The 15,283-nt window shown below is 34.5% G+C and carries 19 protein-coding genes; 3 read left to right on the forward strand and 16 right to left on the reverse strand.

The features are described from left to right. Window positions 1-31: 31 nt before the first annotated feature. Window positions 32-778: a lytic transglycosylase domain-containing protein gene (locus LG296_RS10145; protein WP_404426983.1), complete on the reverse strand. Its 747-nt coding sequence runs from the start codon at window positions 776-778 to the stop codon at window positions 32-34. A gap of 106 nt (window positions 779-884) precedes the next feature. Between LG296_RS10145 and mscL the strand changes: the two genes are divergently transcribed. Both mscL and LG296_RS10155 read left to right on the forward strand, forming a co-directional pair. Next, window positions 885-1,277: a large conductance mechanosensitive channel protein MscL gene (gene mscL, locus LG296_RS10150; protein ID WP_107933421.1), complete on the forward strand. Its 393-nt coding sequence runs from the start codon at window positions 885-887 to the stop codon at window positions 1,275-1,277. A gap of 197 nt (window positions 1,278-1,474) precedes the next feature. Beyond that, complete coding sequence (locus LG296_RS10155) at window positions 1,475-2,581, forward strand: methionine biosynthesis PLP-dependent protein (RefSeq protein ID WP_107933420.1); 1,107 nt, start codon at window positions 1,475-1,477, stop codon at window positions 2,579-2,581. A 127-nt stretch (window positions 2,582-2,708) separates the two neighbouring features. Here the strand turns inward: LG296_RS10155 and LG296_RS10160 are convergent, their stop codons facing one another. From LG296_RS10160 to LG296_RS10180, 5 genes are all read right to left on the reverse strand, one after another. Next, window positions 2,709-3,140: a CBS domain-containing protein gene (locus tag LG296_RS10160; RefSeq protein ID WP_107933418.1), complete on the reverse strand. Its 432-nt coding sequence runs from the start codon at window positions 3,138-3,140 to the stop codon at window positions 2,709-2,711. Between the two features lie 116 nt (window positions 3,141-3,256). Further along, window positions 3,257-3,859, reverse strand: a complete 603-nt coding sequence (locus LG296_RS10165; RefSeq protein WP_107933416.1) for an SCO family protein — start codon at window positions 3,857-3,859, stop codon at window positions 3,257-3,259. A gap of 124 nt (window positions 3,860-3,983) precedes the next feature. Then, the gene (locus tag LG296_RS10170; protein WP_107933414.1) at window positions 3,984-4,112 is read right to left on the reverse strand and encodes a YvrJ family protein; all 129 of its coding nucleotides are present in this window, start codon (window positions 4,110-4,112) and stop codon (window positions 3,984-3,986) included. Between the two features lie 69 nt (window positions 4,113-4,181). Further along, window positions 4,182-4,409, reverse strand: coding sequence for a DUF2922 domain-containing protein (locus LG296_RS10175; protein ID WP_107933412.1), 228 nt, complete (start codon window positions 4,407-4,409; stop codon window positions 4,182-4,184). Window positions 4,410-4,439: 30 nt separating this feature from the next. Then, entirely contained in the window at window positions 4,440-4,658 is a 219-nt protein-coding gene (locus LG296_RS10180) for a DUF1659 domain-containing protein (protein WP_107933410.1), read from the reverse strand. A 120-nt stretch (window positions 4,659-4,778) separates the two neighbouring features. On the opposite strand from LG296_RS10180, the gene LG296_RS10185 reads away from it, so the two are divergent. Next, window positions 4,779-5,210, forward strand: coding sequence for a DUF2621 domain-containing protein (locus LG296_RS10185; protein WP_404427983.1), 432 nt, complete (start codon window positions 4,779-4,781; stop codon window positions 5,208-5,210). A gap of 56 nt (window positions 5,211-5,266) precedes the next feature. On the opposite strand, the gene LG296_RS10190 is transcribed toward LG296_RS10185, so the two are convergent. The 10 genes from LG296_RS10190 to LG296_RS10235 all read right to left on the reverse strand — a co-directional run bounded on the left by LG296_RS10190 (window position 5,267) and on the right by LG296_RS10235 (window position 15,157). Then, window positions 5,267-5,758 (reverse strand): CcdC family protein, encoded by a 492-nt coding sequence (locus LG296_RS10190; RefSeq protein WP_107933409.1) that lies wholly within the window; start codon window positions 5,756-5,758, stop codon window positions 5,267-5,269. A 218-nt stretch (window positions 5,759-5,976) separates the two neighbouring features. Then, complete coding sequence (locus LG296_RS10195; RefSeq protein ID WP_107933407.1) at window positions 5,977-6,348, reverse strand: response regulator; 372 nt, start codon at window positions 6,346-6,348, stop codon at window positions 5,977-5,979. Window positions 6,349-6,423: 75 nt separating this feature from the next. After that, a complete protein-coding gene (locus tag LG296_RS10200) occupies window positions 6,424-7,134 on the reverse strand; it encodes a cytochrome c biogenesis CcdA family protein (RefSeq protein ID WP_107933405.1) in 711 nt (236 codons plus the stop codon). A 190-nt stretch (window positions 7,135-7,324) separates the two neighbouring features. Continuing rightward, window positions 7,325-8,251 (reverse strand): EamA family transporter RarD, encoded by a 927-nt coding sequence (gene rarD, locus LG296_RS10205; protein ID WP_107933403.1) that lies wholly within the window; start codon window positions 8,249-8,251, stop codon window positions 7,325-7,327. Between the two features lie 149 nt (window positions 8,252-8,400). Next, a complete protein-coding gene (locus LG296_RS10210) occupies window positions 8,401-10,170 on the reverse strand; it encodes an ABC transporter ATP-binding protein (protein WP_107933401.1) in 1,770 nt (589 codons plus the stop codon). Beyond that, complete coding sequence (locus LG296_RS10215) at window positions 10,163-11,923, reverse strand: ABC transporter ATP-binding protein (protein WP_107933399.1); 1,761 nt, start codon at window positions 11,921-11,923, stop codon at window positions 10,163-10,165. Before LG296_RS10215 ends, LG296_RS10210 begins: the two co-directional genes overlap by 8 nt. 241 nt (window positions 11,924-12,164) lie before the next feature. After that, complete coding sequence (locus LG296_RS10220; RefSeq protein ID WP_181417973.1) at window positions 12,165-13,406, reverse strand: ABC transporter permease; 1,242 nt, start codon at window positions 13,404-13,406, stop codon at window positions 12,165-12,167. After that, the gene (locus tag LG296_RS10225) at window positions 13,396-14,295 is read right to left on the reverse strand and encodes an ABC transporter ATP-binding protein (protein ID WP_107933396.1); all 900 of its coding nucleotides are present in this window, start codon (window positions 14,293-14,295) and stop codon (window positions 13,396-13,398) included. Before LG296_RS10225 ends, LG296_RS10220 begins: the two co-directional genes overlap by 11 nt. A gap of 14 nt (window positions 14,296-14,309) precedes the next feature. After that, window positions 14,310-14,843, reverse strand: a complete 534-nt coding sequence (locus LG296_RS10230; protein WP_107933394.1) for a DUF2812 domain-containing protein — start codon at window positions 14,841-14,843, stop codon at window positions 14,310-14,312. After that, window positions 14,840-15,157, reverse strand: a complete 318-nt coding sequence (locus LG296_RS10235) for a PadR family transcriptional regulator (protein ID WP_107933392.1) — start codon at window positions 15,155-15,157, stop codon at window positions 14,840-14,842. The genes LG296_RS10230 and LG296_RS10235 overlap by 4 nt, the downstream gene beginning before the upstream one ends. Between the last annotated feature and the right edge of the window lie 126 nt (window positions 15,158-15,283).

Raw genomic sequence — 15,283 nt, forward strand, 5'->3', positions numbered from 1 at the left:
GAAATCAACTGCGCTTTTGCAGTTGATTTCTTTATTTGCTATAAAAAACAGTCTGAACAAGATCATCGCTAACCTCTTCATATTGGTGATAATAAAATAGAATATCCTCAACGTATTTATCACTATGATTATAATTGAAAATTGCCTTTTTAAGTTCCCCTTCAGATGCCCCTGCACGTGAGAGATAATTTGCCGCACTATAAATTGCATCTTCAATGTCAAATGGATCTGCTACTCCATCACCATTTGCATCTACTCCATAGCCACCATATTTTTTGATTGTTTGTGGATTCGTTTTTTCACTTTCTGGTATATCTCCTTCACCCAAATTAGAACAGGTCGGATGGCTCCAGCCAACAAAAGTACATGGCATAAACTGCATATGCCCTTCAGCCCCAACTGGAGAAACAAGCGATTTCATTGTAGAAAAACGAGTTTCTACACGATGATGTGCAGCTAAAAGTGTCCAAGGAACACTGTAGGTATTGGCTGCTGATATATAAATTGGAATATATTCTTCGGGGATTTGAAGATCGAATTCTGATTGTATTTTTTCTACTTCACTTTGTGAAAAGTTTTGAATAAAAGGAAGATTGCTTATGCCACCCCAAGCAAATACGACTAGTGAATAAACCGTTATAGAGATGGGGAGTAATAAAACGATCAGGAAAATTTTCACACCTGGTGTTAGGATTGGCTTTTTTAATTTTTTCTTTTTCTTCTTGTAATTATTTTTCACCACTTTGGCCACATCCACTTTAAATTTGTCTTCAACCACTTACTACTTTAGACATATTTCGATAAATTCTTCAAAAGAATAATAGATTATTAAGAAGTACCATTTTATACTAAATAAATATGAAAATGCAAGGAGATGCAAATGTATGTGGAAAGAATTTAAAGAATTTGCCATGAAGGGAAATATACTCGATTTAGCTATTGGGGTCGTTATTGGCGGTGCTTTCGGCAAAATCGTAACTTCATTAGTTGAGAATATTATTATGCCTCTTGTCGGCATGTTAACCGGAGGAGTAGATCTAACACAGAGCTTTATGTTCGGTCCAGGTCAAGCACAAATTAAATTAGGTGTGTTTATACAATCTATTATCGACTTTTTAATCATCGCCTTTTCTATTTTTATGGCTCTACGCTTCATTAATAAAATAAACCGCAAAAAGAAAGAAGAGGTTGTCGAAGAAAAAGCAGCGCCTGTGCTTGATGCTAAGGAAGAGCTATTAAAAGAGATTAGAGACTTACTAAAAAAAGAACAAGCATAATATAAAAAGGTGTTTAACTATTACTGGTTATTGACCTTTTTTGTTATAAATTATTGAATTTATCCGTATATATAATTATTTCTAGCTTGATAGTGTTGTTTTCGCCACTTTAACATGATAAATTGAATAATAATCAAAAAAATTGATTTATCTTAATATTTGGTAGAATGTATCTTCAAAAAGAAAGAGTGAGCAAAGTGACAAAACGTTCAATTGAGACAAAACTAGTTCAATTAGGTAACTTAAGTGATCCTAAAACAGGAGCCGTTAATCCTCCGATTTACATGTCAACAGCCTATAAGCATGCTGGAATTGGTCAATCCACAGGATACGACTATACACGTACAAAAAATCCAACACGAGAAATTCTCGAAAAAGGGATTGCCGATTTAGAAAATGCAGATGCAGGTTTTGCATGTAGCTCTGGAATGGCTGCAGTCCAGCTAATCTTATCTCTATTCAAACCAGGCGATGAAATCATCGTTCCAGATGATATTTACGGTGGTACTTATCGATTATTAAAAACCTTTGGTGAAACCTATAATATTAACCCAGTCTATTTTGCATCAATTGAAGAGGTTGAAGGACTTATTAATGAAAATACAAAGGCAATTTTCTTAGAGACTCCAACAAACCCTTTAATGATAGAATTTGATTTAGATAAATTTGCAAGCATCAGTAAAAAGCATAATTTATTATTCATCGTAGACAACACTTTCTATACTCCATATTTCCAGCGCCCTATCGAGCATGGTGCAGATATTGTGTTACATAGCGCAACAAAATATATTGCTGGTCATAACGATGTTTTAGCAGGATTAGTTGTTGCTAAAGGACAAGAATTATGCGAGAAGTTAGGTTTTGCTCATAATGGTATGGGATTGGTACTATCTCCAATGGATAGCTGGTTAGTCATCCGCGGACTAAAAACGATGCATCTGCGTTTAAAGCAGCATGATGCTAACGGTAAAAAGGTTGCTGCTTATTTAAAGACAGAACCACTTGTTACCGATGTGCTGTATACAGGCAAAGGCGGCATGCTTTCATTCCGTGTAAAGGATGCTGAAATGGTGAACCCATTCTTACAAAAAATTCAATTAATCACTTTTGCCGAAAGTCTTGGCGGTGTTGAAAGCTTTATCACCTACCCTGCAACACAAACACATGCTGATATCCCGTATGAAGAACGAGTGGCACGAGGTGTAGATGATCGTCTGTTACGCTTCTCTGTTGGTGTGGAAGAAGCAGAAGACATTATCGCTGACCTAAAACAGGTGTTCGAGCAGTTAAGAAAAGAATTTTAATTAAACTAAAGCGTGGTGCTCACTAACTGGGCACCACGCTTTTAATTTTAAATTTGCCTTCAGAAAGCACGAAGACTATCCTGATGTATTTTCAAATCTGCGATACTTATAGACATACTTATTGTGCTTAATGGTCTAAACGAGAATGCTCTGAGATGTCGCTAAGGGCATCTCCTGCCTCATTTGCAAAGATATTTTCTTTCGCTAAATCACCAATAGCGATAATGCCGACAATATCTCCATTTTCCACAACTGGAAGACGGCGAACCTGATGCTGTGCCATCATTTGTGCACATTCATGTACATCAGTATCTGTCGTACAAGTTACAACATCACTTGTCATGCAGTCATGGCAATGTACAGTGTTTGTATCTTTTCCATCTGCTACTACATTGATAACGATATCTCGGTCAGTAATTATTCCTACTACCTTTTTGTTTTCACAAACCGGTACAGATCCGCATTCAATATCACGCATAATTTTCGCAGCTGCAGTTACTGAATCATGTGGTGCACACACTTTGATATTAGTAGACATTAATTCTTTTACAGTTTTCATTTTTTTACCTCCAATCAAATTTTGACTTGTTTATTTTCTGTTATCTTCATTAAATTATTCTAAAAAAAGAGCAAAAAAAGCCAGACTATTAAAAGTCTAGCTCCATTTCAATAATATTATTTACCTAAACGTTCTTCAATTAAAGTTTCAATATCGATAGCAATCGTATCATATGGGACTTCTTCAGTACCCGGGTAGTTTTTTACAGCAATCCCTTTTTCATCAACTAAGTAAAAGCTAGAACCATGTAAAACCTGATCGCCTTCTTTTGGCATTTTAACTAAGGATTTAAAAGAATTGACAGAGAATTGCTCAATCCATGTTTGGTCATATCCAGTTAATAAATTCCATTTCGATTCATCCGGTACAGTAAAATGGCTTAAGTACTCAGAAAGTACTTCTGGAGTGTCGTTTGCTGGATCTACTGAAAACCCTACAATATTATAGTCTTCTACTCCACGTTCTTGTAGTTCTGTTTGAATCTCTGTCATATTAAATGTCATCGGCTGACAGATAGACGTACAATTTGTAAAGATAAACATCGCTAACCACGGCTTCCCTTTCAAGCTTTCAAGGGATACTTCTTCACCTTTATGATTGGTTACATTAAAATCATCAATTACATATTCTGTGTCTGCTTTAAATTTATAATTGCTGCATGCATTTAAGACAACTGAAAGAATAAGTATTCCGATAAGACCCGCTAATTTCTTTCTCAATAGTATTCAACTCCTCTTTCCTTCTCCATCTTATCGAAATACTATAAATCGTACAACCAATCAATTACACACATTTCGAACAAATTTGTGAAGTTTTACTCTAATTCTCTATAGTTTAATTTGATTATTGGTGATTTATTGTGACGAGTGCAGTGTGAATTGCTTCAAGCTTAGTTTCAATACGGTTTAACAAATAAAATGAAACCACTATTGGAAAACCTATTTCTTGAATTAATCGAACCCATTCCTCCATCAACATTCCCTCCTTTAAAAAAAAGCCGACAAAATCATAATATGGATTTTGTCGGCAAATTCAAACTAGTTAATTCCCTTCAGTAAATTCGAATTCAGATACAGTTCTTTCTACTATGCGTGCCTGGTTAATAGCGACTAAGCTAGCGCCATTATTGTGAAAAATATTGGAGCTGATAATTTCTTGCATCGCATTTTCTACTTCATCCCCCGTTAAATTTTCCTTCGGGTTATCAACTGTTAATGTCATAGATTTGCCATTAGCCGTATCAAATTTCAATTCTAAAACCTGTGTCATCTAATTCGCCACCTTTTCCTTTTGTCATTTTTACATTTCAACCGCTTCTGTTAAAATCTTTTTCGCTAAGTAAAAATCATAGCTTGAAAGACTAGAAAGAGCTTGCGCTACTACTAAAACATCAGCTGCTTCAACGTTTTCTTGTAAATTTCTGTACGTCTTTGAAGTAATGATTGCCTTTCCATTTTCATCAACACCAGTTACATAAGAAAGTCTTAAAGTTGCGTTTTCAAAATTGTATGCTGCCATTTCTATCACCTCCTTTCACTTATTAAATATCTTTTTTCTTCAAAAAAAGAGACATTTAAAGTGAAAACTTTTCTAGTTCCTTTTATAATAAGAAATAGTGAAGTAAAAGAGGTGAACGGTTTGAATTTGGAAGGTTGGTTTTTGTGGTTTATTGTATTTTGGGTTTTCGTCTTAATTACCTTAATGGGAATAGGCGGATTCTTTATGTTCCGCAAATTTTTAAAAGCGTTGCCAAAAAAGGATGGCAGGTCAGATTTAGACTGGCAAAATTATTATCTAGATAAAACCATACATTTATGGGGAGAAGACGCTAAGGAATTGCTAAATGAGCTAGTAAGTCCGGTACCTGATTTATTTCGTCAGGTTGCTAAGGAGAAAATTGCAGGCAAAATTGGTGAAATTGCTTTAAAGGAAAAAGCTAAATCAATTACTCATGACTTATTAATCCGAGGCTATATTATTGCGACTCCAAAGCGAGACCATAAGTTTTTAAGAAAAAAACTAGATGAGTTAAATATTGACATTACTCCCTACGAACATTATTTTGAGTAATATAGACTACATAATTTTAAAACGGGACCCTCTTATAATAAGAAGGTCCCGTTTTTTTACGCTGCTATTATCGTTTTTTCAATTTTCTTATATCGGAATAACATGGCAATTCTCCATGGCCAAAGCATAGAAAAGGCTAAAATCCAAAACATTGCTGCTAGCTCACCGACATCAAACGAATCTGATAAGTATATTTTCATAAGAACTCGAAGAATCAATAAACCGGCTAATATAAAGAAAAATGCTTTTGATCGTTTCATAAAAACTTCTGCATTTCGCACTTCAAATTTTGAGGTTGCAATTAAAACAGTAGAAAAAACAACACCTACAGCAACTGCTTCTAATATTTGAATAGGTGTAATGCGAAATTCTTCAAAAATAAACATTAACCCGCCTGAAGACATGGCAATCGGAGGAATTAATATTTTTTTTGCGTTAACAGGTTTCTTTTGGGAGCGAATACGAACAAACATCACAAATAGACCCATTAAAAATGCCATAACTGTTGATCCAATAATGAAATATTGAGAAGGTATATTTGCTAACATAACTCTTCCCTCCTCTGTAAATCTCTCTCTAATAGTATTATCATTACCTTTATTTCTATTTTATATCCTATCATAGTTGGCAAGATAAATATCGTATTGATAATACCTTATTTATAGATATTTTTCCACACAAAGCATAATTAGAATTTTCATCTCAAAAGAACAAATTCCGTAAAAAAACCTGCTAATTAGTTATAGCAGGTTTTCACACTTTCACACTAAGGCTCGTCATAGCCTAAAATATTATCGACAACCGTTTTTAATTGATTTTTTTCGAAAGGTTTTGTGATAAAGTCTTTTGCACCAGCTTCTATAGCTTCTACAATGATTCTTTGCTGCCCAAGAGCTGTCATCATAATAATATTTGCATCTGGATGTGCAGGGATAATTTCTTTAACTGCATCCAATCCAGACATTACGGGCATTGTTATATCCATCGTAACAAGATCTGGCTTATATTTTTCATATAGTTCGACCGCTTCTCTACCATTAGCAGCCTCTCCTACGACTACAAAGTCCCACTCTTTAAACATATTACCGACAGCAACTCTCATAAAAAGTGCGTCATCAACTATTAATACTGTTGGCATCCTTCATTCCCCTTCTTTAATAAATCAATCTATTATTTTGTTTTAATTAGTAATGGAAAAGTAAAATAATTTTGATTAGAAGCCAGTAAATCCACCAAAAATTGGAGATAGAACGCGAATAATATAATCTAATCCATTAAAAAATAGTAAAATCCCGACAGCAATCATAATATAACCGCCGACTTTAACGATTTTTTGACTATGATTTCGAATCCACCCAAGTTTTGAGATAAAGAACGATAAAACAAAGAATGGAATAGCAAAACCAAAGTAATAAGCGAGCATATATCCAATACCCGATTCTGGATTTGCAGTAGCTAACGCAATGATTGATGCGAGTATTGGACCTGTACAAGGAGTCCAGCCCGCTGCAAACGCTAACCCGATTAATAATGACCCAAAGTAACCTGATGGTCTGTTTTTAAACTGAAATTTGCGGTCCTTCATTAAAAAATCAAATTGAAGTAACCCTACAATCATTAAGCCAAACACAACAATGAGAATTGCCCCAATTTGTCTCATTAAAACCTGATAGTTCAAGAAGAATTCTTTTGCTAAGGAAGCACTGAATCCTATAGCAATAAAGATTATTGAAAATCCAATTAAAAAGAATAATGTATGTAAAATTGCACGTTTTTGCAACATACCCTTTTCATTTTTTAGTTCATCATAGCTCATACCTGTTATATAGGATAAGAAAGCCGGATAGAGCGGTAATGTACAGGGTGAGATAAAGCTCAAAAAACCCGCACCAAACGCCAAAAAGATATTTACATCTGTATTCATTGTGTACTCTCCTTACAATTAATGTCTTCATAGTATCAAAATTTCTCTGAAAATGCTTTGAAATGGGTATGAAGATTTTTTGTCTAAAATGTGTAAGAAATGTGAAAATGATAGATGTTAATACTTATTACATAAAATCATATCATATTCATTTAAAAAGCAATACAAAATTCTAATAATTCAATAATTATTATATATCTACATTAGCGGTTTCTCGCTTAATTTGAATTCTTTTTTTTGATTCATATATCGTTGAGAAAGTAAAAATTATGATTGATAACCATATAAAAGAGAATGATATTAATTCTGTTTTTGTAAATGGTTCATGATATAAAACAATACCTAATATAAGAACAATTGTCGGCGTCATATATTGAATAAAACCGATTACATACTGTGGGAGTAATTTTGCTCCATTGGCAAATAAGACTAACGGAAAAGCTGTCACAATCCCTCCTAGGACTAATATAAAATCCGTCTCCCAATTAATTTGTAGAAAGGACATTTTATTAGTAGACATAATATAAATATAGTAAACTATTGCCACGGGAAGCATAAGCATTGTCTCAAGTACTAAGCCTCGAGTTGCATTTAATGTGATTTGTTTTTTTAGAGCACTGTAGCTAGCAAAACTAAATGCGATTAACAATGCGATCCAAGGAACCTCTCCATAACCTATAGTAAGCGATACTACACCGAGAAACGCTACGATAACGGCACTTATTTGTAATTTAGAAAGCTTCTCCTTAAAGAAAATCATACCAAACACAACCGTTATTAAAGGATTAATATAATAGCCTAGACTAGCATCAACCACGTGATTATTATTTACTGCAAATATATATAGAAACCAATTGCAGGATATAACAAAGGATGCACCTAGTAAGGAAAGGAATAATTTTTTATTTTTCCAAAGTGACTTTAAATCCTCTAATAATAACTGTCTTTGTTTAATCAGAATTATAAAGACATACGTAAACACAAAGGACCAAATAACTCTGGAAACTAATACTTCCAAACTGTCTACATGTGCCAGTAGCTTCCAGTAGAGCGGAAAAATACCCCATATACCATATGCAGCAACTGCATAAAGAATCCCCTTACGATCTATATTCATTTAGACACCTTCTTAATTTTTTTGCTTTTTTAAGCTAAGCCAATTATAGTACTCGTGAAATTTGAAGTAAATGGTATTTTCATCGTTTAATTTAACACACACATAAATGAAAAGAGTGTTACCTTCAAAGCAACACCCCTTCAAGAAAATTATTCGACTATCCCATTTTGTAATAAATACATTTTATGGTATAACCCATTTTGCGCAAGAAGCTCTTGGTGAGTTCCCCTTTCAACAATTTCTCCTTGGTGTAAAACTAAAATTAGTTCCGCATCCTGAATTGTCGACAGACGGTGGGCAATAGCAATGGTAGTACGCCCTTTTCTCATTTTTTCTAAAGAGGATTGAATCGCAACCTCTGTTTCAGTATCAATCGATGCAGTTGCTTCATCTAATACTAAAATTTTAGGATTCGTTGCAATTGTACGAGCGAATGCAACTAGCTGTCTTTGTCCGCTTGAGAATGTAGATCCTCGCTCGGATACGCGTTGGTCATATTTACTTGGTAATTGCTCTATAAATTTATCAGCCTGCACAAATTCCGCTGCAGCAATAACCTGCTCTTTTGTTAAGCTTGAGTTAAACAATCGTATATTACTTTCGATTGTCCCATAAAAAAGGAATGGATCTTGAAGTACAAGTCCGAGCTTGTTTCTCAGCTCCTTTTTACGATAGCTCTTAATAGATTTTCCATCTATTAAGATATCCCCATCACCAAACTCATAAAAACGCATTAATAGATTAATAATTGAACTTTTTCCACTACCAGTATGGCCAACTAAAGCCACAGTTTCTCCTGGTTTCACAGTAAATGAGATGTTTTTCAAAACATTTGCTTTACCATCGTAGCTAAAAGTAACATTTTTAAACTCAATTAATCCACTCGAGATAACTTGTTCTCTTTCTTCTTGTTTTGGCTCGATATCTTCATTATCAAGCAATGCGAAAACTCGTGAGGCTGCAACAATAGCTTGTTGATAGAATGCTAAACGCTCCATTACATTATTAATCGGTTCAAAGAATCGGTTAATATACGTAATGAAAACATAGACTACTCCCACCTCTATCGCCGTGTTAAAGGAAGCCATCCCAAAATAAGTCAAGATCAGAACAATAGCAGTGAAGAATATTAAATCAATAACAGGTCTAAGTAGAAGACTATTTAGTTTGATATTATTCATCATCGCAGCATAATGCTCATCATTTATTTTGTCGAAGTCCTCTGATATTCTCTGTTCCTGACGGAATGTCTGGATAATTCCCATACCCGATAAACTTTCGGCTAATTTTGCATTTAACTGGCTTAGCTTTTCACGCATGGTCAGAAATACCACTGAGCTAAACTTTCTATACAAGTAGATAACCAAAAAGATTAACGGAAGTAATACGAGAGCATACAAAGCTAGCATCGGATTTAATAAAAACATAGCGATATATACCCCTACAATTAGAAATGCTGCTTGTATAAAAGAGCTTAATACCGAGACGAATAGCTCCTTTATAGCCTCTGTATCATTTGTCGCTCTTGATACAATTGACCCTGCAGGAGTTTCGTCAAAATAACGCATACCAAGCTGATGGATTTTAGAAAAAACATCTATACGTAGTTGCTGAATGATTTTCAACGCAATCTCTTGGAATTTTACAAGCTGAAAATAAGAGATTATGACATTCAGTATTTGGATTATAAAATATGAAACCGCTAATAAGATAATAGCCTCAAATTCAAAATTATTTGTAGCTACATGATCATCAAGAAATATCTTAATAAGATATGGGCCGGTTACATCTCCAATTACCGTTAGCATAAGTAAAAATAAAGCTAGCAAAACCGCTTTCTTATGGGGTTTTAAATAAGATAACAGTCTGAACAGTATTTGTGTTTGTTCTTTACTAGAAAAGGCGGACTTATTATTCAATTTCTTCTCCTCCCTTTTCTACTAATCTTTCAAGCTGCTGCAATTGATACATTTCGAAATATTTCCCCTGTAATGCCATCAATTCCTCATGAGTTCCTTGCTCTACGATTGTTCCATCATCCATTACAATAATTAAATGGGCATGCTCAATTGCACTTAAACGGTGAGATGTAATAATTGTTGTCGAATCCTCTCGTGCTTCCTTAAGAGACTTAAGAATCGCTTCTTCCGTTTTTGCATCAACAGCCGATAACGAATCATCTAAAATAAGAAGCTCCGGTTTCATCATCAATGCACGTGCAATGGAAATCCTTTGTTTTTGTCCACCTGATAAAGAAACCCCCCGCTCACCAACAATTGTTTCATAACCATTTGTAAATCGTAAAATGTCATCATGTATATGGGCAATTTTCGCGATCTGCTCAACCTCTTCTCGATTTTCTTGAGGGTTGTTAAATGCGATGTTTTCAAAAACTGTCGTTGAAAATAAAAAATGATCTTGAGGTACATACCCAATTGCCTCTCTTAACCTTTGCTTTTTATAATCATCAATGGTGTGGTTTCCAAATCTAATTTCCCCATTATAGCCCTCGAATTCACGTAATAATAGCTTTAAGATCGTTGTCTTTCCTGAACCGGTTTTCCCTACAATTCCTAACGTTTCCCCACGCTTCAAGGTAAAATGTACACTGTGTAATGCACTTGCTTGGTCTCCAGGGAATTTGAAATCATCAATTTTAAATCCGATATCCCCATTTGGTTTACTATCCAATGCATTTTCTTTGTCATCAATTTCTACCGGTACTTCTAGTAGCTGCTCAATTCGGTCATATGAGGCAGAGCCGCGCTCCATGATGTTAAACAGCATACCAAATGCTAACATTGGCCATACAAGCAGTCCTAAGTAAGTATTAAAGGCAACCAAATCACCGATTGACATAGACCCTTCATATATAAACTTCGCACCAAAGCCTAGACTCAGCATAAAGCTAAAGCCTATTACTAAGCTGATTGTTGGATCAAACAACGAATCGATTTTTGCAACCTTCATATTTTTATCCACAACATCATTAGATAATCGAGTGAAATCAGCTGTATCCTCATCTTGCTGTCCGAAGGTTTTGATAACCTTAATACCAGAAATGCTCTCCTGTGTTTTGTCATTTAAGTCTGAGAACGCGGCTTGAGCTTCTCTAAATCTAGAATGCAGAAGCTTTCCGTAATAACTCGTTGAGATTGCCATCAATGGCATAGGGATTAAGGCAATTAAAGTTAAACGCCAATCAATAGTTATAGCCATTGCTAAAATAACAAATCCACCTGTAGTAACTGAGTCGAAAAGAGTTAAAACGCCACCTCCAGCTGTTTGCTGAACGGCAGAAATGTCATTTGTTGCATGAGCCATTAAATCTCCAACTCGTCGCTGCTGGTAAAAGGACGGACTCATCTTTGTAAAATGATGAAATAACTTCTCACGCAGTAATTTGGCTAAATATGTGGAAGACCCAAATATCATACGTCGCCAATAATAACGCATGATGTAGATAAGAATAGCAACAACTATAATAATTCCGACCCATTTTGCAAGAGATTGAGTTGTTAGCTCACCATTTCCAATTTCATCAATGACATAACCAATTACTTTTGGAGGAATAAGATTTAATATCGCCACAAGTCCAAGCATAGACAGACCGATTAAATACTCCTTTTTCCTCAGCTTAAAAAACCAAATCAATTTTAAAAATACTTTCATTCATTCACCTTCTTCTGTCTTTAAAGGTACTTAATTTTTCAAAAATTCAGTCCTTATCAAACCCAACCTATTTTAGCAAATATTAAATTAGACGTGAAGAGCATTTTTAAAAATAATTCAGATTTCGAAGCATTTTCATTCAAAAGTAGGAAGAAATAAAAATAGACTGCAGCTCAAACCCGAAAAATTCGAATTCGACTGCAGTCTAGTCTAAAGCAATTTATAAAATGGTTTTACTTAATTATGTCGTAACTTTTAGTACTGTTTTTATTTTTTGAATTACTCCACCAGAGCTATAAGTTAATACGCTACGTTTATAGAACGATAAACTGATTATATAAAATACTATAACTGTGATGATTAATAGTACTAGTGAAATAATCGGCTCTATTGTAGAGATATCCGTTGCGCCTATTCGCATTGGCATAACCATTCCAGAAGTTAAAGGAATATACGAGAATACTTTAATTAGTAACGTATCTGGGTTTGCTACACCTGAAATCATAACGTAAAAGCCGACTAATGCCGTCATGATTGCTGGAGTCATTACTTGTGAGGCTTCTTCTACCTTCGATACAAGTGACCCAAATAAAGCACCAATGATTAAGAATAAAATAATCGTCAAGAATAAAAAGGCTAGAACGTAAAATACGTAGCTATAAGATAATTCATTTAAAATAGTTTGAATCATATCCCATTTCTCTCCACCATCTGAGAAGCGAAGTAAGACAAATAGGAAACCAAAAATGATGGTAAACTGAGTTAAGGCTAGCAATGTAATCCCAATAATTTTGGATTGGAAATGCGTGCTTGGCTTCACACTTACTAAAAGCATTTCAAGAGCTCGTGAACCTTTTTCAGATGCCACATCTGTTGTAATCATAGATAAGAATGCCATTATAAAGAAGTAAATTACAATCCCCACAAAGTAGGAAGCCCAAATTCCTGATTGCTTTTGGTCTTCGCTTTTACCGTCAGCCACAGCCTCATTTAAATTTGTCGTCGTAATGATTGCTTCTGAATTTAAGATTTTGTCAGCTTCACTAGCTGTTAGATTTAGTTGCTGAATACCGTATATCTTCCCTGCATATTGAACAAAAGAAGAAATAGTTGATTGGTCATTTAACTTTAGAGGAGAATATGTTGCGATATCAGCAGTTAATGTTTCGTTTTCTTCTGTAACCACTACTACAGCATCATATTTTTCCTCTTTCAATTGATTATAGACGCTTTCCTTGGAATCTGCTGGGAAGCTGAATGCAATGTCCTCATTAGTTAAAAAGATCGATTCCAATTCAACTGGTGTTTCATTTATCAATGCTACTTCTAGTGCTTCCTCATTTACAAAGATTCCTTTAATATCTGACCAGAACATAATGACACCAATAATTGCAACATATAAAAGTGTCATTAGCATAAATGACTTTGCACGAACCTTTTGTTTGTATAGCTGTTTTATCAAAATACCTAATTTACTCAACATTACCACCTACCTTATCTTTGAAAATCTCATCTAATGATAAATAATCAAGACTAAACTTTTCGATATATTGTCCATTTGAGACAACCTCAAAGATAGATTCAGCAAAGGTTTCGTCAACTAAGGTTAAAACATACTCATCTCGATCAACCTTAACCCCTTTAACACCGGCCAATTTTTCTAATTCATTTAACGGCACATTTGTGCGAAGCGTTAATTTTGTCTTTCCATACTGCTTCTTTAAATCTAACAGACTTCCTGAGAAAAGAGAGACACCACGTTTAAGTAGACATAGATGATCACATAATTCCTCAACATTATCCATTTGGTGACTAGAAAAAAGAATTGTGACACCTTTATCTTTTAATAATAGAATAGCATTTTTTAGTAAGTCTCTATTTACCGGATCTAATCCACTGAACGGTTCATCTAAAATTAAAAATTGAGGTTTATGAATAAAACTAGCTATCAATTGAACTTTTTGTTGATTTCCTTTTGATAACGTTTCTGCCTTTTCGTGACGTTTTTCTTCTAAATCAAAACGGGCAATCCAAAAATCAATTTCTTTTTTAAGTTCATCACGCTTCATACCACGCAATTCACCAAAGAAAAGTAATTGCTCCTCCACCTTCATTTGAGGAAAAATACCTCGTTCCTCAGGTAGATAGCCCAAATAATCACGGTTTATTTTTTTGATAGGTGTTCCATCCCAAGTAATTGTACCTGAAGTCTGATCCTGTAAATCTAGAATCATTCGGAACGTAGTAGTTTTACCAGCACCATTTTGACCAATAAGACCAAAGATTTCACCTCTTCCGATGGTGAAATTCAGGCCATTTACCGCTGTGAAATCCTTATACTTTTTCACAACATGCTCTAGAGTTAAAGTCATTTTCTAGCTCCTTCCTAATCATTAAAAATTGTTAACTGTTGTTTTAAATTTCTTTGCTTTCTTAGAACTTTAAGCAAGGGGATTAATAAGATGACGGCAAGTCCAATATTCACTAACCCTGTGTAGTGATTGAATTTTTCTTCAAGAATTAAATTGCTAATTCCAGCGACTACATTGATAAAAAAGGCAATTAAAAATAGCTTGCAGATTCGTTTTTGATAAGCTAGCTTTGAAGTGATGTCACTATATAGCTCGAAAGGACCTTCCGAAGCTTTTTTCCGAAAATATGCCCAATTAAAGAAAACCTTTACGAGTTCAACTCCAGATGATTGCAAAAAATTTATGTACTCATCACGCTCATCCTTCACACCCAGATTATGAATCATTTCATTCCTATAAATATACTGACCAGGATCGCCCTTTTCAAAAGTATAATAGCCTAATCCAAAGGAGTATAAATTCCACCCCTTTACAGCCATAAGATTTACCCATTTTTCCTCTTTTTCGTAATCAATAAAAAAACGAATTTTCAATTTGCGTTCTCTCAAAATTTGCCATCTCCTGTTATACGGACACCATTCTCAAAAAGTTCCCTTAATCTTAAAATTTCTAATTCAATTACTTTTTTTCCTTCCTCTGTAATGATGTACTCTTTTTTACGTCCATCATCCTCAAAGGTTTGAATCCAGCCGCGATCTAACAAAGTTTTTATCGCTCCATAAATCGTACCTGCCCCTAATTTCACACGCCCCGCTGTCAGTTCCTCTGTAAGCTGTATAATTCCATAGCCATGTCTAGGCTCATACAAGGAAAGTAAAATATAATAAACCCCTTCCGTTAATGGAGGATGCTCTTGTGTCATTTTGTAATTCCTTTCTTATATATTGTCGAACGATATATCGGCTGTTGATATAGTTAATATATCAGCAATCGATACAGTTGTCAATATGGGAGTAAATGTAAATTTAATTTTGCACTGTCAGATTTT

The sequence above is a fragment of the Ureibacillus chungkukjangi genome, from assembly GCF_044795995.1.
Classification (GTDB): domain Bacteria; phylum Bacillota; class Bacilli; order Bacillales_A; family Planococcaceae; genus Ureibacillus; species Ureibacillus chungkukjangi.